The following is a 17169-nucleotide window of genomic DNA, read 5'->3' on the forward strand; positions in this document are numbered from 1 at the left end:
CACGCGTTCCGCCACGTGCGGAGCGACCAGGGCGCCGCGCAGGTCGCGCGGCGGCGGCCTGGCTCAGAAGAGCGCGGACGCCAGATTCCCACGACCGCGGATCACGCGCTCGTCGTCGTTGCCGACGGCAGCGAAGAGGCCGAGCAGGTGCGTGCGCGCCTTGTCCCGATCGTCACCGGCGGTACGGCGCACGAGGTCGACCAGCCGGTTGAACGCGTCCTCGACGTGGCCACCGAGCATGTCGAGATCGGCGACCAGCGTCTGGGCGTCGACGTCGTCGGGAGCCTCGGCAGCGGCCGCACGGGCCGTGTTGAGGTCGACCCCCTGGGTGCGCTGCAGCACCTTGGCCATCGCCAGTCCAGCACCCGCCTCCACATCGGCCGGGTTCGCGTCGACGAGCTTCTGGTATTCGGCGACCGCACGATCGACGTCGCCCTCACCGAGGGCGTCCTGGGCGGCCGCGTAGCGCGGGTCGGGCTCGGGCTCGCCGGCCTCGTCGGTGACCGGCGCCGTGCCGCGGGGCTGGTGGCGCCCGGTGATGCCCTGGGCAGTCAGCTGCTGGCCGAGCTGGTTGAACAGGGTGCGCAGCTCGTCGGCGCTCAAGGCACCGGGGATCGGCTGGCTCGCCGGACGGCCCTCGAGGATGACCAGCATCAGCGGCACCTGCGGGATCTGCATCGCCTGCGCGATCTGGGGCGACGCGTCGATGTCGACGAGGCCGGCCAGGAACCGGCCGTCGAACTCGCCGGTCACGGTCGCCACGTCGGCGGCGAACGTGCTGCTCTCGGGCGACTGCGTGGGCGAGTGGAAGACCAGCACGACGGCCGCGGTCATCGACGACTCGAGCACGGTCTGGAAGTTCGCTTCGGTGACCTCGACGGCGTACGCGCCGGCGGCGGACTGGGTGCCTTCGGGCGTGCCGGAACCAGCCGGCGGGGTGGCCGGACGACGCAGTCCGGACAGGTCGATCGCACCAGGACGGGAGAACGGCTGTTGACTCATGCCCCCCATCCTCCCCGATGGGTCAGCGGCTGACGATCGTGCCCCGGTACGACGGCGCGTGCACCACCACGTCGGCACCGGTCCGGTGCACGAGTCTCGAGGTGATCGCGAAGCTCCCCAGGCACCCGGCCGCCCGGCCGATCGGCACCCGACCGGAGCCGGAGACCATGCTGTGGTGGACATCTGCGCCGACCCACGCACGGCGGGAGATCACGGTGGCCGCGGCTCGGCACCGCGACCCCGGCCGTGCCTCCTGGCGCGCCACGATCTGGAGCCGGAGCCCGGTGCCGGCGCGACTGACCCGACCGGCGCACAGCTCACGACCGGCCGTGCTGGCGTCACGGCTCCCGCCGACGGCCGAGCAGGTGGTCACCTTGTGATCGGCGACCACCTCGAAGCCCGTCGCTGAGGCGCCCACCGGGAGCACGCGACGCAGGACCAGGCCCTGCCCAGGTCCCAGCACCCGTGAACCCCGGGTCGTCGAGACGCTGCGGTTCCACGGCGGCACCACGGCCGAGACCCACAGCCGGGAGTCGTGCCCGACCTGCCAGACGTTCGCGCTCTGGTAGCCCACGGCGACTGGCCGGGGGCGCATGCCGCTGGCCGAGACCCGGCACACCACGGGCCCCGACCGTGGAGCGACGTAGACGAATCGCGCCACGAGTCTCGTCCCCCGACCGCGCATCACGTTGCGGGAGGCGCCCGCCGTACGCACGCCGCTCGCCGACGGCGCACAGGTCAGGGAGACCGACGCAAGAAGCAGGCTGTCAGGGGTGGTGCGTGACTGCCGAGCAATCACCGTGGTCGCAATGTAGCGCCGCTCCCCTGCCCGGGCCGAGAACCTGACCGAGAAGACCGGAACGACGCGATCGGCGCGAACGACCGGCAGGTACGCCGGCACACGACGCGTGCGGTCGGGGTGCTGGTCCCGGAAGCTGCGCGAGGCGTCGGCCGAGTCGGCCCTCGACGCGGACATCTCACTAGGGGCGGACGTCACCCACGACGGAACGGGGAGCTCTGGGCTCGGGGGAACGGGGCCGTCCGGATCGGCCGGAACTGCCTCGGCAACCGTGCCGACCAGCAGCGTCAGCAGGAGGATCGCGAGGCAGCTCGCACCCCGCAACGACCTCACCACGACACCTTCGCCCTGCCCTTGCACCCGTCCGCGCTCTGAACCCCGTCACCCTAACCGCCCGGGTCTGCGGCCGCCGAGTTTTTCTGACATGATGGGGCGCGGTTCGGCTGGCTACCGAGCAGTACCCGTCTCGTGCGTTCCGACGCACACACCGAGGTGACTGCACGCGCCACCAGCGGCCACCGTCACCAGATCGTCGATTCTCGGGAGGAGAGCACGTGGGCGTCCCGTCGTACGACTTCAGCGGACGACGCGTGCTCGTGGTTGGCGGCACCCGGGGTCTCGGGCACCAGGTGGCCCGCAGCTTCCAGCGGTCCGGTGCCGCCGTCACCGTCACCGGCACCCAGTCCCTGACCTCGGCCTACGACGTCCGGCTCGATGCCTTCTCCTACTTGCGCCTCGACCTCACCAGCCACGACTCGATCGTGCGGGTCGCCGAGCAGGTCGGCGCGGTCGACATCGTCGTCAACGCCGCCGGTGCGCGCATCCCGCACTCCAGCGACGTCCACGAGCAGGAGTTCGTCTCCCACTCGGTGCGTCTGGGTCTGCTCGGCCCGAGCCAGCTGACCCATCGCCTGCGCCACCGTCTCGCGGAGAGCTCGATGCGCGGCGGGGGCGCCGTGGTCAACACCCACCACGTGCGCCGCTGGTGCGAGATGGCCGTCGGCGCGGCCAATGCGCACACGGAGATGCTCAACGGCACCGCGCGTCTGGCGGCGGCGTGGGCCGCCAACGGCGTCCGCGTCAACGGCGTCGCCTCGACCGTGATGGTCCCGCGTCAGAGCCAGCTTCGCGTGCAGATCGATCGGCAGTCCGGCCCCCTCCTGACCCGAACGAGAACTCAACGCACCGGCACACTCCAGGACGTGACGTCCGCCGTGCTGTTCCTGGCCAGCACCGGGTCCGCGTTCATCACCGGGCAGACCCTGATGGTCAACGGCAGCGGCGCCGGCGGCGCACGCATCGCCTACTGACTCATCACCTTCTGACTCATGGGGGCATGGCCTAGGGTTCCTTCTCGTGGGTGAAGTCTTCGCAGGCAGGTACGAGCTCCTCGACCCGATCGCCATGGGCGGCATGGGCACGGTCTGGTGCGTGCTCGACCTGAACGACCACCAGGTCAAGGCAGCCAAGATCCTGCGTCAGTCCGACGCTGCGTCCCTGCTCCGCTTCGTGCGCGAGCAGTCGATGCGCATCGACCACCTGCACGTGGTCACGCCGCAGTCGTGGGCCGGCATGGACGACCGGGTGCTGTTCACGATGCCGCTGGTGCGCGGCGGCTCGGTGGCCGGCCTGATCAAGGAGTACGGCGCCCTGCCCGTGCGGTGGGTCGCGCTCCTGGTCGACCAGACTCTCCACGCACTCGAGGCGGTGCACGGTGCCGGCATCGTCCACCGGGACCTGAAGCCGGCCAACCTGCTGCTCGAGCCCACGGGCTCCGGCCGGCCGCACCTGCGACTGACCGACTTCGGCATCGCGGCGCCTCTCGACGAGCCGCGGATGACCCGGGCCTCCATGGTGATCGGCAGCCCCGGCTACATGGCACCGGAGCAGTGGCACGGTGCTGACCCCGACTTCCGCTCCGACCTCTACTCAGTGGGCCGAGTCGGCCTGGAGATGCTGACCGGCGAGCGACCGTCGGCCGACACGCCCCATGTCGAGGCGACCGCGCTCCGCACCGACGACCCGCACCGCAACGCACTGCTCGACCTGCTCGGCCGAGCCACGAGCGAGGACCCCGCCAGCCGCCCCGAATCGGCCGCCGCCATGCGCGCCGATCTGGCTTCGTTGAACCTCGACGCGCTTCCTCCGCAGCCGGATGAGGCGGTCGTCGTACGCGATCTGTTCGCCGACCTGACCGAACCGGTCGCCGCGGACACGACCGCCGCCCCCACTCGCCTCGACCACGGCACCGCCGCGGCGACCAGGGTCCAGCACGGTGCGCAGACCCGATTCCTGACCGCGCCCCACGGCCACGGAGACGCCGCGGCCACGCGCACTCCGGCCTACCTCCTGCTGCTGGTCGGGCTGGTCGCCCTGCTCGTTGCGGGCTGGCTGCTGCTCTCCTGAGCCCTCTCCGGCACGGGGCGTCCTGCTCACTGGTCGCGCGTCAGGCAGTACGCCGCCGGTGCAGCAGCACCGCGCCGAGACCCAGGCACAGCAGCCCGAACGCACCGACGCCGAGACCCGACACGTGCCTGGTGTCGAACCAGCCGGTCGAGTCGGCCGGCGGAGCAGGGTTCCCTGAGGCAACCTTCGACCGCTTGCCGTCACCCACCAGGAACGGCTTGTCGTCGGCGTACGCCGGGACGCCGGCGATGTCACCCTGTGACTCGACGCTCAACGAGAACGGGATGGACTCCGGCCTGCGGTCCGTCGGCGCCGGCACCGTCACGCTGACGTAGTAGTCACCGGGCAGATAGCTGTTCGCGTCGTCGTAGCGGTTCAGGTAGCGCACGGGCCCGACACCGGCGCTCAGCTCGAGGCGCTCATCGCCCACCGAACCGTAGTCCGTGAGGTCGTCGAAGTCGGCGTCGAGGTCACGGCGCATCGGGTTGTAGACACCCAGTGTGACGGTGGGCCCGGAGTAGCCGAACACCTCGAGCTCGCTCGCGGACCAGGCCTCGACGTCGAGTCGCGCGGCCAGGGTCTGGCCCCACTCGAGGTGCACGCGGTAGAGGCGCTGGTCGCCCTCGGCGATCGACGAGGAGTAGGTGCCCGACGTCAGCAGCGGAGCCTGGTCGAACGACAGTGCGCCGTCGACCGCTCCGCGGTCCTCGCCCCCTGCCGGTGCCCGGAAGGCCGGTGCTGTCTCTGGCGGTGCGGGCAGGGTCTCCGCCGCGGAGTCCGGATTCTTGAGCGGACTCTCCTCGACCACCTTGATCGTCATCGGCAGGTCGGTCTCGCTGGTGCGTGTGGTGCCTGAGGGGCCGACAGTGAGCCGCAGCCGATCGGTGCGCAGGCACTCACCGTTGAGGTCGGTGGCGTTGTCCGGGCCGATCTGGAGGTCGACGCCGATCGCGGTGAAGGGTGCGGAGTAGTCGGCGCTCGCGCTCTCGCTGCCGCACGAGGTGCCGTCAGGGAGGAACGCCTCCAGCGTGACGGACTCGCCGCTCGACAACGGTGTCGCGGTGACCGAGACGTGCACCGAGCTGTAGTCCTCGGTGCGCTCGTAGGAGAACTGCTGCGGCACCGAGTCACCGGCGGCGAGGGTGGTGCTCCACAGCCCGGCCTCGAGCTGCGTCGTGTGCTTCGGGTCATTGCTGGGAGTCACCGGCGTGCCACCCAGGTCGACCGGGTCTCCAGGGTCGGCGCCGGCAGCGGGGGCCATCGCCACGACACCCACCAGCGCGAGCGCGGCCGCACGGCGTACGACGGAACCCGGGATCACGATCACGCCCGGCACCCTACCCAGCATGACTCAGAAATCACCCGCCGCGTGGCGCACCGGACGCAACAGCTCGGACAGCCGCGCCAGCCCCTCGTCGTCCATGGAGTCGAGGGCGAAACCGGAGGCGGTCAGATCGGCGGTGGCAGCCTCGACGACTGCCCGGCCGGTATCGGTGATCTCGGCCAGCACGGTGCGGCCGTCGTCGGGGTGCCTGCGGCGTACGACGTGACCCGAGGCCTCCAGCCGGTTGACGATCGAGGTGACCGAGGTGGGGTGCACCTGCAACCGCTCCCCCATCTTGCCCAACGGCAGGGACCCGCGGGAGGAGAAGACCAGCAGCACGAGCGCCTCGTACCGGGCGAAGGTGAGGCCGTGGGGCCTCAGGAGCGCATCGAGACGCCCGATCACGAGCTGTTGCACGCGCATCAGCGAGGTGACCGCGTGCATCGCGGTGACGCCCTCCCAACGCAGATCCCACTGCCGGGCCGCTTCGTCGATCGGGTCGAATTCGAGAGTCATGACTAGTTCACCTTCGGGCCGCGAAGGCCGGAACGCTGGACGACCCTCTGGATGGAGAGGTCGCGCTGATCGGGGTGGCCGACGAAGCGGATGTCGCGCAGCCCCTGCTCCTGGGCAGCGGACTCGAAGACGAAGTGGCCGTAGCCGATGATGCGGCCCTGGAACGGCTTGACCACGGTGATGTCCAGGATGCGGCTCAAGGGCATCGTGGCGAGGTTCTGGCTGAGCACGCCGTGCACCCGGAAGACGCGCATGTTGGTGATCACGAAGCGGTCCCTGAAGTAGGCCAAGGTCTTCCAGGCGGCGTGGCCCAGGATCACGAAGGCGAGCAGGAAGGGAAACCAGGCCAGGTCGAGATCGATGAACGGGAAGACGACCAGCAGCCCGACGGCGAGCAGCACCTCGAGCACCGGGAGCGTGTAGACGATCCAGTGGTGCATGACCTCATCCACGATCACCTCGCCCTCGTCGCGGAGGAGGTGCTTGCGGATGTTCGGGTCCGTGAGGGCCTTGGACAACCCCATGAGGGCGCCTAGAACAGCTCGTTGAGGAAGCGGATCGTCGCCTCGAACAGTTGGGTGGTCAGTCCCCAGCCCTCACCGGCACCGGCGCTGGCCAGCTCGGCGAGGCCGCTGGGGTCCTTGAACATGTAGAAGCCGATGAACAGGACGACGACGGCGAGTACGCCTTTCTTGGCGTCCATCTCTATCTCCATCCTCAGGTGAATCGTCGGGGCGTGCCTCGATGCGCGTCGAAAACGCATGCCCGGTCATTGTGGCAACTCACGGGCCACGTGTCTCGGAGGCGCGCCCGGGCACCGGTCACTCCAGGTGGCTGGCCAGCAACACGTCGGCTGCGGCCCAGGGGCCGGTCTCGCCGCGCGCGACCTGCTCGGCGAGGCCGTCGAGCTCAGCGTGTCGGCCCAGCCCCGCCCAGCGTTGCCGCAGCGTGGTCACCGCGATCGCCTCGATCTCGTCCCGGGCGCGCCGGGTACGACGACGCAGCAGCTCACCGGTCTGCTCCAGCCAGGCGTGGTGCTCCTCGATCGCGGTCGCGACCTCGGCCAGACCCTCGCCGTTCTGTGCGGTCGTCATCAGGATCGGCGGCTTCCACGCGCCTTCGGGGCGCTGCGACAGTGCCAGCGCCCCACGCAGGTCACGGCGCACCGTGGCCGCTCCGTCGCGGTCGGCCTTGTTCACCACGTAGAGGTCGCCGATCTCGAGGATGCCGGCCTTGGCTGCCTGGATGCCGTCTCCCATGCCGGGCGCGAGCAGCACGATGGTGGTGTCGGCCAGACCGGCGACCTCGACCTCGCTCTGGCCCACGCCGACCGTCTCGACGATGATCACGTCGTACCCCGCCGCGTCGAGCACGCGCAGTGCCTGCGGAGTGCTCCAGGACAGGCCGCCGAGATGGCCGCGCGCGGCCATCGACCGGATGAAGACGTCCTTGTCGACTGCGTGGTCGCCCATGCGCACCCGGTCACCGAGCAGCGCCCCGCCGGAGAACGGGGAGGACGGATCGATCGCGAGAACGCCGACGCGCTGCCCGGCTCGGCGCAGCTCGGTGACCAGCGCACTGGTGGTGGTCGACTTGCCCACGCCCGGTGATCCGGTGATGCCGACGACCTTCGCGTGCCCCGCGTGGGGCGCGAGCAGCGCCATCACCTCACGCAGCAGGGGCGACTCGTCCTCCACCAGCGAGATCAGGCGCCCGACCGAGCGCAGATCACCGGCACGCGCCTTCTCGACGAGCTCGGGGACGGCGACGGCCGACCGACCACGGGGTCGGCCGGCCGTCGCTGCGTCAGGTGTGGAGACCAAGTCAGGCCTTCGCGGGGACCTTGATGATCAGGGCGTCGCCCTGACCGCCGCCGCCGCACAGGGCAGCCGCACCGGTGCCACCGCCGCGACGCTGGAGCTCGAGCGCGAGGTGCAGCACGATGCGGGCACCCGACATGCCGACCGGGTGGCCGATCGCGATCGCGCCGCCGTTGACGTTGACCTTGTCCTCGGAGACACCGAGCTGGCGGGCCGACTCGATGCCCACGGCGGCGAACGCCTCGTTGAGCTCGAAGAGGTCGATGTCGCTGACCGCGATGCCCTGCTTCTCGGCGGCCTTCGCGATGGCGTTGGCCGGCTGCAGCTGCAGGGTGGAGTCGGGGCCGGCGACCTGGCCGCTGGCCCCGATCTCGGCGAGCCACTCGAGGCCGAGCTCCTCGGCCTTGGCCTTGCTCATCACCACGACGGCAGCAGCGCCGTCGGAGATCTGCGACGAGGAGCCGGCGGTGATCGTGCCCGACTTGTCGAACGCGGGGCGCAGGCCACCCAGCGACTCGGCGGTGGTGTCGCCACGGATGCCTTCGTCCTGGCTGACCGTGACGTCACCCTTGCGCGAGGAGATCGTGACCGGCACGACCTCGTCGTCGAAGACGCCGTTCTTCCAGGCGGTCGCGGCGAGCTGGTGCGAGCGGGCCGAGAACTCGTCCTGCTCCTCGCGGCTCAGCTTGGTGCCGGCGGAGTTGCAGGACTCGGTCAGGTTGCCCATCGGCTGGTCGGTGAACTGGTCGTAGAGCGCGTCGTAGGCCATCGAGTCGACCAGCGAGACGTCGCCGTACTTGAAGCCCTCGCGGGACTTGGGCAACACGTGGGGAGCGTTGGTCATCGACTCCATGCCGCCGGCAACGACGATGTCGTGCTCGCCGGCGCGGATCAGCTGGTCGGCGAGGGCGATCGCGTTGATGCCGGAGAGACAGACCTTGTTGATCGTGATCGCCGGGACGTTCATCGGGATGCCGCCCTTGACCGAGGCCTGGCGGGCGGTGATCTGGCCGGCACCGGCCTGGATGACGTGACCCATGATCACGTAGTCGACCTGGTCACCGGCAACGCCGGCCTTCTCCAGGGCCCCCTTGATGGCGACGCCGCCGAGGTCGGCAGCAGACAGGCTCTTGAGACCACCGAGGAGGCGGCCGACGGGCGTGCGCGCCCCAGCAACGATGACGGATCCGCCGGACGTGGACGACATGATGGTTCCTCCTGCAGCTAACACGAATGGAATGCTTTCGAGCCTATCCCTGCCAGTGCGGTGAGCAACATGTGTCCCGGATGTGGACGTCGTCACGTCCGTGGGCCGACCACGCCCTCCGACTCGCCGACCGTCTGTCGCGGGCCACCACGAGGTTGCGGCTGTAGCGTGCACAGGCATGAGCGACTCCACTGCCCTCGTCGACAGCCTGATCGAGAACATCGCCGAGCAGTACCCCGTCCACCGGGGGTTCCTGGACCAGGCGATCGGGGGCGCCACGCCCGAGGAGCGGACCCGCCTCGACGGCTACCTCCAGTTCTGCCAGGGCAAGGGCCTGCAGCTCGACTATCTGGCCGAGAGCTACCTGACGATCCTGGGTGACACCCTCGAGGAGCAGATCTACTTCCGGGAGCACGGCAGCTACCGGCACTCCACGTTCGCGGAGGTGGCCGAGTCCGTCTATCACGACCGCGACTACATGGACCGCTACATGTACGGCCTGGCCATCACGAACTTCCTGTGGCCCAACCACGTCGAGATGGCCCGGTTGCTCCATCGCACGCTGCCACGCAACCGCTCGGGACGCTATCTCGAGGTCGGCCCCGGCCACGGGTTCCTGCTCCTGGCCGCGATCGAGGTCGGCGCGTTCGACGAGTTCCTCGGTGTCGACCTGTCCGCGGCCAGTGTCGAGCAGACCCGCACGATCGTCGAGCACTTCCACCCCGAGGCACCGGCGAAGGTCGAGCTGCGCGACTTCCTCGAGGCCGAGGACCTCGAGCCCGGATCCTTCGACGCGGTCGTGATGGGCGAGGTGCTCGAGCACGTGGAGCAGCCCGAGGTGTTCCTGCGCCGGATCGCCGAGCTGGCCAAGGACGACGCCTACATCTTCATCACGACCTGCATCAACGCCCCGGCCGTCGACCACATCTACCTGTGGCGGACCACCGATGAGCTCGAGGACATGATCGTTGCCAGCGGTCTGACGATCGTCGAGCCGCTGCGCCTCCCCTACGAGGGCAAGACGCTCGAGGAGTCCCGCGAGCAGGACCTCCCGATCAACGTGGCCTACGTGCTGGCCCGGACCGGCGCCTGATCAGCGTTTCGCACCCATCAGCTCCACGACCAGACCGCCGCGACGCTGCACGAACGCGACCGTCGAGTCGAAGGTGACGGCGTACGTCGGCGGCACCAGCAGCATCGCGTCGTTCTCGATCTCCCGGGCCAGCGACGCGTCCAGGTCGTCGACCCAGAAGCACAGGTGATCGAGCCCGCCGCCGCGCTTGAGCCGAGCGGTGAGCGGAGACTCGGCGTCGGCCAGGGGCGCCACGAGCTCGACGTCGACCCCCTCCGGCAACCGGATCAGCACACAGGTGACGTGGAGCTGGTGGTCGTCGGTGGGCCCCAGCAGCACCTCTCCCCCGGCGTCGACGAAGCGCCGGATGCCGGGCTCCATCTTGGGTACGACGAACCCGACGTGATGCAGACCGGGTCCAGTCGTCTCGTCGCCTCCGATCGCCGGCATCAGTAGCCGCCGTACACGAAGCGGATGGCGTCGCTCGACGCCCAGGCGACCAGCACCAGAATCGCGGCCAGGCCCAGGCCGATGAGCAGTTCGACGCCCAGCCTGACGGGCAGCCCGGCGGGACGCCGGGGCTCGGTGGTCGACTCTTCGGTTCGCACGGTCACTCTCCCTTGCATGCGGGGTCTCGACCCCATTCCGTCAGCAGTCGGCACAGGTCACTGGTGAGCACCCGGGTCACGGGACGCGGGTCGTACACGTGCACCAGGTCCTCGTACTTGGTGTCCTCGACCCGGTCCTGAAGTCCCTGCGGGTCGAAGACCACGTGCTGGTCGGTCTCGCCCTCCGCTGCGTCGGCCAGCTGGTCCCTGAGCTCGTCGACGTACCGGTGGACCCTGGGCATCTTGTAGGCCTGCGACGCGATGGGCGGCAGGTAGAAGTAGGCGTCGACACCGGCCTTGTGCACGATCTTCAGCATCTGGCGCAGCACCGCCCTGTTGAACGACGACTTCGACCTGATCTCGCGCAGGAGCAGGTTGAACTGGGACCCGGTGACGGAGTCGGTGCTCCGCGATATCTCGTCGTGCTCGAAGAAGAAGTCGACCGGCCGTCGTGCGGCGAGCTCGCCCAGCTCGGTCAGCGGCGGCTCTTCGGCACCCTTCACCTCGTCCAGGAAGGAGAACCCGTCGGTCTTCGACTTCATCTCCAGGCCCCAGTGGAAGCGATCGAAGATCGGCCTGCTGACCTCGGCGAGGGCCTGCCAGCCCACGTCGCCGGGGCTGACCAGGGAGGCGACCACGGGCCACATCGAGGGTGTGGTGCGGCTGTTCTTGGCCAGCATCCCGTCGAGGTAGCCCCACTGCTGGACCGCGCTGTCGTTCATCACCCACACCGGGTTCAGGCTGATCACGACCACGTCGGGCTTCGACGCCAGGGCACGGGTCAGGGCGCTCAGCTGGTCGACGAGCCGGATCGCGTTCATGTAGTAGATGTCGGTCGTCACCCGTTTCCCGTCGACACTGCCGATCTTGGTGGTGACCTTGGCCGGAATGAGTCCCCCGTGCTTGCGACCCTTGCCCAACATCTCGGACCCACCGATCCAGGCCATCCGGAACGCCTTGGGATGCGGGGGCGGGTTGAACCCGCGCGTGTCACCGAACGGGAGTGCCACGTTGCGCGCGTGACGGGTCGCCAGCCGGTTGTACGGCGCATCCGCGATGCTCGCCGGACGCGCAGGAACAACCAGCGAGGCCAGCAACAGACCACCGACGGTGAACACCGCGATACGCGCGACCGACCACCTGGTCGGCGCGTAGCCGACCACGTGGCGCAGCCACTCGAGCAGGCGGTCAGCGATCATGAGAACAGCCTGCCGTAGAAGTCCGGAAGTGTGGCGAGTTCCAGGCTCAGCAGCGGCAGGCTGAGCAGGAAGTAGCCGAAGAACACGACGTTCGCGCCGACCCGCCGGGCCAGGGACCGGTCGGCGGACACCGGACGACTGGCCACCCACCGGCGGTGCGCGATCAGCCCGACCGAGTGGTAGACGCCGAAGATCACCAGCGGAACGCTCACGTCGTGCCACAGCGCGATCACCATCATGGTGGCCGCGATGGCGACGTACTGGGTGCGGGCTCGCATGCCGCCCATGGGCACGAAGACGTTGCGCTGCGCGAACCTGGTCAGGCTCATGTGCCAGCTGTTCCAGAAGTCCTGCGGGTTCGTCTTCAGGTAGGGGTTGTTGAAGTTCGGTGCCAGTCGGTAGCCGAAGATGCGGGCGCATCCGATGGCCATGTCGGAGAAACCCGAGAAGTTGAAGAAGAAGTACCAGGCATACATCGCCAGCTCCAGCCAGTACTCCAGCGGTGAGCCGTCACGGGTCTCCAGGGCGAAGACTCCCTGGCTGCCGCGCAGGAGGTAGGCCGCGCCGAACACCTTGACCGCCCCCAGCGCGATCGTGAGCAGCCCGCTCAGTGTGTCCTGGGGGTCCCATCTCGTGCGCCGGGTCAGGCCCTCCTCGATCTCGGTGTACTCGATCACCGGGCCGATCACCAGCACCGACGGGAAGAACGCGAAGGCGAACTGTCGTAGCGGGCTGAGCGGTTCCACGATCTCGAGGCGCACCTTGATCAGCTGGTCGATCGCCCGGAACGTCGCGAAGCTGAGACCGATGGGGAGGATCAGGCTGCGTACCCGGTCGATCGCGCCGGTCCAGGGGTTGAGCCACGTGACCAGCTCGTGGAAGCGCTCGTTGAAGTCCGGCACCGCCCACTCGGGAAACAGCTTCCAGGCCAGCATCGGCGTCAGGGCGAGGCCGATCAGCAGGGTGGTCCAGACCCAGCTCGCCCGCCGGTCCCGGAACAGGGTGGCGGCATGCTGCAGTCCGTAGACCAGCAGCCAGAAGATCACGAAGAAGAGCAGCAGCCGCGGCGCGATCAGGAAAGTCAGATAGCTGCCGGTGAGCCCGAGCACGAGCTGGCGCGCCCAGGCCCACGGCACGAGGTAGTAGATCGGCACGACCACGGCCATGAGGACGAGCAGGTCCGAGAAGTAGACGAACGGGTCGGTGTCAAGCATCGCGGAGCACCGTCACGTGCTCGGCCTCGAGCGCGAGCGGCAGCCGGGCGTCGTACTCACCCTCCCCGATCTCCCGGAATCCCCGGTCGGTGTAGAAGGTCGCCACCTGGCCGTTCTTCGGACTGGGCCGGTAGCGGCCGCGCACGGTCGACGCCCCCGCCACCGCTGCGTCCTCGGCGATGCCCTGCAGGATCGCGTCCTCGACGCCTCGGCGCAGCACCCGGCAGCTCATCAGCAAGGTGTCGACGGTCCAGCGGGTGGCGCCGCACTCCACGACGGCCACCGCCACGAGCCCGTAGCCGCCGAACCTGTCGCTCACCTCGGCCGCGTAGACACGGTGCGACGCCGAGGCCACCAGGGCCGCCACCTCGGCATCGTCGCGACGCACGGTGGTCAGGTTGAACTGGTTGGTCTTGTTGATCAGCTGTGCCACCCGCGCGACATGGGCCTCGGTCGGCTCGAAGAGCCGGACCGTGAGCGCCAGCGACGCGAGGAAGTCGGCGTGGGAGGGTGCCTCCGCCGCAGCGGAGCGGCGTTCCGCCTCGACCTGGAACATCCCGGTGCGCTCCCGGTCCTCGCTCGAGACCCGGGCGAACCGGAAGCCGGTCAGGGTGGCGGTGAGCTCGGCGATCTCCGAGGGCTCGTCGCTGACCTTGACGACCCGGACTCCGGGGAGCCGCTGGCGCACTTCCTCGAGCTCGACGTCGTTGTCGTCGATGAACACGAAGCTGTCGACGGACAGGTTGAGCTCGTCGGCGATGCTGCGGATGTTGTCGGCCTTGCTGTCCCAGTTGACCCGCCGAGCGGCGAAGCTGGCACGACCCAGGACCATGTCACCCGACCGGCTGTCGAAGACCTCGTCGACGTCCGATTCGTTGTTCTTGCTGACCAGGGCCAAGACCGCACCGTTGGCTGCCTGGTAGGCCAACCCCTGCTGGAGCGCCCGGAAGCCGCTGCCCGGAAAACTGTCACCGACAACGATCCCGGCCGCACCGTCCTCGCCCACGATGCCACCCCACAGGGTGTTGTCGGCGTCGACGGCGAGGACCTTGGGGACGGGACGCCCGAGCCCGGCCAGGGCCTCGCCGACCAGCGTGCCCAGGGCTCGGGAGAACTCACCGGTGAACGGCTGGTGGTACATCAGGTCGTTGCGCGTGTCGTGGGCCCGCTCCGTCCCGTGCCGACGCTCGAGGGCGCACAGGTCGACCAGTGTCACCGGAGCAGCGCCGATGCCGTCGAGGAACGCCGCAACCAGTTGGCCGTGCAGCACGGTCACCCGGATGCTGCTGCGGGTGTCGAGCGGATCGAGCCACGCGAGATGCGGCACAGGTGGGACCGTCGCCACCACGGGCACCCCACCCGCCGCGACCTGACCGACCAGCGCGCCGAGCTGGCGTACGTCGTCCGTGAGCTCGGTCGGTTCACCGGAGTCGACCAGCCACGCCGTGAGCGCGGACCCGAAGAGGTCCTCGATGCGCCACATCACCAGCAACCGGTCCGGCGGTCGGTCGAAGCTCGAGCCCGGGTCCATCAGGGTCTGGTGGACCTGGTTGTAGTCGGCCACGACCACCTCGGCGTCAGCGCCCGCTCCTCCGGCCGCCTCGATGGCTGCCAGCAGCGGTCTGATCAGCGGCTGGGCTGTGAACGTCGCGGTCAGGCCGATCAGCGTGCGTTGCGGCTGAGACGTCACGTGGCGCTCAGATGCCCTCGACACCCTTGCCACGCAGGACTGAACGCGCCAGCCCGATGGAGCGCATCTTCATGATCTCGGCAACCTTGAGCCGCACGTCGAACTCGTCCTCGATCAGCGTCACCATCTCCATGGCGGCCAACGAGTCCCAGGCGGTGGTGTTGCTCGGACTGATGTCGTCGTGCAGTTCGTCGGCCGAGATGGACAGGCCCACTGAGAACACTTCGAGCAAACGGTCTGACATGTGGACTTCCCCTGGAGTCGTACGGGCCCTGAGCGCGGCCAACATAGCACTCCGGCACCGGCGCTCCTGTCACCCTTGTCACAGGGCATTGAGGTGTCGCCCCCGGCCCGCCATGATGTCGCGCATGACTGCCCTGGGTATTCCCGACCACCTGTTCACCGCCATCGACCACGTCGGCATCGCCGTACCCGACCTGGACGTGGCAACCGCCTTCTACCGCGACAACTTCGGCATGGAAGTCGTTCACGAGGAGGTCAACGAGGAGCAGGGCGTGCGTGAGGCCATGGTCGCCGTGGGCGACTCCGGCTCGTGCATCCAGCTGCTGGCACCGCTCAACGAGAGCTCGACGATCGCGAAGTTCCTCGACCGTTCGGGCCCGGGGCTGCAGCAGCTGGCCTACCGGGTCACCGACGTGGAGCAGGTCGCCACCATCCTGCGCGAACGCGGCCTGCGGCTGCTCTACGACGCCCCCAAGCGAGGCACCTCGAACTCCCGGGTCAACTTCATCCACCCCAAGGACGCCGGTGGCGTCCTGGTCGAACTGGTCGAACCCGCCGCCGAGCCGCACTCCTGAGACGTCCGTCTCACAGACGCCCAAGCGAGGTGACTGGCCGGTACGTTGTGCCCAATCACCACGCCACTGAACTGATCAGGGAGTTCCGCAGTGCAGCACATTCTTGACGCAATCCTCGCCGGCGACACCGCCACTGAGGACTTCGCCAACCTCGACCTGCCCGAGTCCTACAAGGCGGTGACCGTCCACAAGGACGAGGTCGACATGTTCGAGGGCATCCCCAGCAAGGAGAAGGACCCCCGCAAGTCGCTCCATGTGGAGGACGTCGCCCTGCCCGAGCTCGGTCCCGGCGAGGCGTACGTCGCCGTGATGGCCTCGGCGATCAACTACAACACCGTGTGGACCTCGATCTTCGAGCCGGTCTCCACCTTCGGGTTCCTCGAGCGCTACGGCCGACTCTCCGAGCTGACCAAGCGCCACGACCTGCCCTACCACGTGGTCGGCTCCGACCTGTCGGGCGTCGTGCTCAAGACCGGTGCCGGGGTGACCAAGTGGAAGGCCGGCGACCGCGTGGTCGCCCACTGCCTCTCGGTGGAGATGGAGAGCGCCGACGGCCACAACGACTCGATGCTCGACCCCGAGCAGCGCATCTGGGGCTTCGAGACCAACTTCGGTGGCCTCGCCCACATCGCCCTGGTCAAGTCGAACCAGCTGATGCCCAAGCCCGAGCACCTCACCTGGGAGGAGTCCGCCTCCCCCGGTCTGGTCAACTCCACCGCCTACCGCCAGCTGGTCTCCAAGAACGGCGGCCAGATGAAGCAGGGCGACAACGTCCTGATCTGGGGCGCGTCCGGTGGCCTGGGTGGCTTCGCCACGCAGTACGCCCTCAACGGCGGCGCCACACCCATCTGTGTCGTCTCCAACGAGGAGAAGGCTGAGATCTGCCGCAAGATGGGCGCCGAGCTGATCATCAACCGTTCCGAGGAGAACTGGAAGTTCTGGAACGACGAGGGCACCGAGCAGAACCCCAAGGAATGGCTGCGCCTGGGCAAGAAGATCCGCGAGCTGACCGGCGGCGAGGACATCGACATCGTCTTCGAGCACCCGGGGCGCGAGACCTTCGGCGCGTCGGTGTTCGTCACCCGCAAGGGCGGCACCATCACCACCTGCGCCTCGACCACGGGCTACATGCACGAGTACGACAACCGCTACCTGTGGATGAACCTCAAGCGGATCGTCTCCAGCCACTTCGCCAACTACCGTGAGTCGTGGGAGGCCAACCGCCTCATCGCCCAGGGCAAGATCCACCCGACCCTGTCGCGCACCTACACCCTCGACCAGGTCGGTCAGGCCGCCCTGGACGTGCACCACAACAAGCACCAGGGCAAGGTCGGCGTACTCGCACTCTCACCCGAGGAGGGCCTCGGCGTGATCAACACCGAGCTCCGCGAGAAGCACCTGGACAAGATCAACGCGTTCCGCGGCATCTGATTCACCCAAATCACACCCCGGTTCGCGCGCAGTGCGCGAGCCGGGGTGTGTTCTGTTTCGTCC

19 protein-coding genes are annotated in these 17169 nt (G+C 68.9%); 5 read left to right on the forward strand and 14 right to left on the reverse strand.

Going from position 1 to position 17169, the window contains the following annotated elements:
* Window positions 1–63 precede the first annotated feature (63 nt).
* Both NJ4_RS21690 and NJ4_RS21695 read right to left on the reverse strand, forming a co-directional pair.
* On the reverse strand, window positions 64–1002 hold the full coding sequence (locus tag NJ4_RS21690; RefSeq protein ID WP_067440379.1) for a tetratricopeptide repeat protein: 939 nt from the start codon (window positions 1000–1002) through the stop codon (window positions 64–66).
* Window positions 1003–1024: 22 nt separating this feature from the next.
* Window positions 1025–1978 (reverse strand): hypothetical protein, encoded by a 954-nt coding sequence (locus NJ4_RS21695; RefSeq protein ID WP_067440382.1) that lies wholly within the window; start codon window positions 1976–1978, stop codon window positions 1025–1027.
* 377 nt (window positions 1979–2355) lie between these two features.
* Between NJ4_RS21695 and NJ4_RS21700 the strand changes: the two genes are divergently transcribed.
* Complete coding sequence (locus NJ4_RS21700; protein WP_067440385.1) at window positions 2356–3111, forward strand: SDR family NAD(P)-dependent oxidoreductase; 756 nt, start codon at window positions 2356–2358, stop codon at window positions 3109–3111.
* Between the two features lie 46 nt (window positions 3112–3157).
* Window positions 3158–4207, forward strand: coding sequence for a serine/threonine-protein kinase (locus tag NJ4_RS21705; RefSeq protein ID WP_067440388.1), 1050 nt, complete (start codon window positions 3158–3160; stop codon window positions 4205–4207).
* 40 nt (window positions 4208–4247) lie between these two features.
* On the opposite strand, the gene NJ4_RS21710 is transcribed toward NJ4_RS21705, so the two are convergent.
* The 6 genes from NJ4_RS21710 to NJ4_RS21730 form a co-directional block, all read right to left on the reverse strand.
* Window positions 4248–5534 carry a hypothetical protein gene (locus NJ4_RS21710; protein ID WP_067440391.1) on the reverse strand — a complete coding sequence of 429 codons (1287 nt, stop codon included), beginning with the start codon at window positions 5532–5534 and terminating at the stop codon, window positions 4248–4250.
* Window positions 5535–5558: 24 nt separating this feature from the next.
* Complete coding sequence (locus NJ4_RS21715) at window positions 5559–6047, reverse strand: MarR family winged helix-turn-helix transcriptional regulator (RefSeq protein WP_067440395.1); 489 nt, start codon at window positions 6045–6047, stop codon at window positions 5559–5561.
* Window positions 6048–6049: 2 nt separating this feature from the next.
* A complete protein-coding gene (locus NJ4_RS21720; RefSeq protein WP_067440398.1) occupies window positions 6050–6571 on the reverse strand; it encodes a PH domain-containing protein in 522 nt (173 codons plus the stop codon).
* 8 nt (window positions 6572–6579) lie between these two features.
* Window positions 6580–6750 (reverse strand): hypothetical protein, encoded by a 171-nt coding sequence (locus NJ4_RS25790; protein WP_157551285.1) that lies wholly within the window; start codon window positions 6748–6750, stop codon window positions 6580–6582.
* Window positions 6751–6868: 118 nt separating this feature from the next.
* Window positions 6869–7870, reverse strand: a complete 1002-nt coding sequence (gene meaB / locus NJ4_RS21725) for a methylmalonyl Co-A mutase-associated GTPase MeaB (protein ID WP_067440401.1) — start codon at window positions 7868–7870, stop codon at window positions 6869–6871.
* 1 nt (window position 7871) lies between these two features.
* Window positions 7872–9074, reverse strand: a complete 1203-nt coding sequence (locus tag NJ4_RS21730; RefSeq protein ID WP_067440404.1) for an acetyl-CoA C-acetyltransferase — start codon at window positions 9072–9074, stop codon at window positions 7872–7874.
* Between the two features lie 178 nt (window positions 9075–9252).
* On the opposite strand from NJ4_RS21730, the gene NJ4_RS21735 reads away from it, so the two are divergent.
* On the forward strand, window positions 9253–10167 hold the full coding sequence (locus tag NJ4_RS21735; RefSeq protein WP_067440407.1) for a class I SAM-dependent methyltransferase: 915 nt from the start codon (window positions 9253–9255) through the stop codon (window positions 10165–10167).
* Here NJ4_RS21735 and NJ4_RS21740 read toward each other — a convergent pair whose 3' ends face one another.
* Genes NJ4_RS21740 through NJ4_RS21760 form a run of 6 tightly spaced genes read right to left on the reverse strand, consistent with a single transcriptional unit; the run spans window position 10168 to window position 15101 of the window.
* Entirely contained in the window at window positions 10168–10596 is a 429-nt protein-coding gene (locus NJ4_RS21740; RefSeq protein WP_067440410.1) for a VOC family protein, read from the reverse strand.
* Complete coding sequence (locus NJ4_RS25795; protein WP_157551286.1) at window positions 10596–10754, reverse strand: hypothetical protein; 159 nt, start codon at window positions 10752–10754, stop codon at window positions 10596–10598. Before NJ4_RS25795 ends, NJ4_RS21740 begins: the two co-directional genes overlap by 1 nt.
* A gap of 2 nt (window positions 10755–10756) precedes the next feature.
* On the reverse strand, window positions 10757–11953 hold the full coding sequence (locus NJ4_RS21745; protein WP_067440413.1) for a hypothetical protein: 1197 nt from the start codon (window positions 11951–11953) through the stop codon (window positions 10757–10759).
* Complete coding sequence (locus NJ4_RS21750; protein WP_067440416.1) at window positions 11950–13167, reverse strand: MBOAT family O-acyltransferase; 1218 nt, start codon at window positions 13165–13167, stop codon at window positions 11950–11952. Before NJ4_RS21750 ends, NJ4_RS21745 begins: the two co-directional genes overlap by 4 nt.
* Window positions 13160–14857: an HAD-IIIC family phosphatase gene (locus NJ4_RS21755; RefSeq protein ID WP_067440419.1), complete on the reverse strand. Its 1698-nt coding sequence runs from the start codon at window positions 14855–14857 to the stop codon at window positions 13160–13162. The genes NJ4_RS21750 and NJ4_RS21755 overlap by 8 nt, the downstream gene beginning before the upstream one ends.
* Window positions 14858–14864: 7 nt before the next feature.
* Window positions 14865–15101: an acyl carrier protein gene (locus tag NJ4_RS21760; RefSeq protein WP_067440422.1), complete on the reverse strand. Its 237-nt coding sequence runs from the start codon at window positions 15099–15101 to the stop codon at window positions 14865–14867.
* Window positions 15102–15225: 124 nt separating this feature from the next.
* Here NJ4_RS21760 and mce point away from each other — a divergent pair, with 124 nt between their 5' ends.
* Both mce and ccrA read left to right on the forward strand, forming a co-directional pair.
* Window positions 15226–15675, forward strand: a complete 450-nt coding sequence (gene mce / locus NJ4_RS21765; RefSeq protein WP_067440425.1) for a methylmalonyl-CoA epimerase — start codon at window positions 15226–15228, stop codon at window positions 15673–15675.
* Window positions 15676–15765: 90 nt separating this feature from the next.
* Window positions 15766–17106 carry a crotonyl-CoA carboxylase/reductase gene (ccrA, locus tag NJ4_RS21770; RefSeq protein ID WP_067440428.1) on the forward strand — a complete coding sequence of 447 codons (1341 nt, stop codon included), beginning with the start codon at window positions 15766–15768 and terminating at the stop codon, window positions 17104–17106.
* The last annotated feature ends 63 nt before the right edge of the window (window positions 17107–17169 follow it).

The organism is Nocardioides jensenii JCM 1364 = NBRC 14755, assembly GCF_001552535.1.
Taxonomy (GTDB): Bacteria; Actinomycetota; Actinomycetes; order Propionibacteriales; family Nocardioidaceae; genus Nocardioides; species Nocardioides jensenii.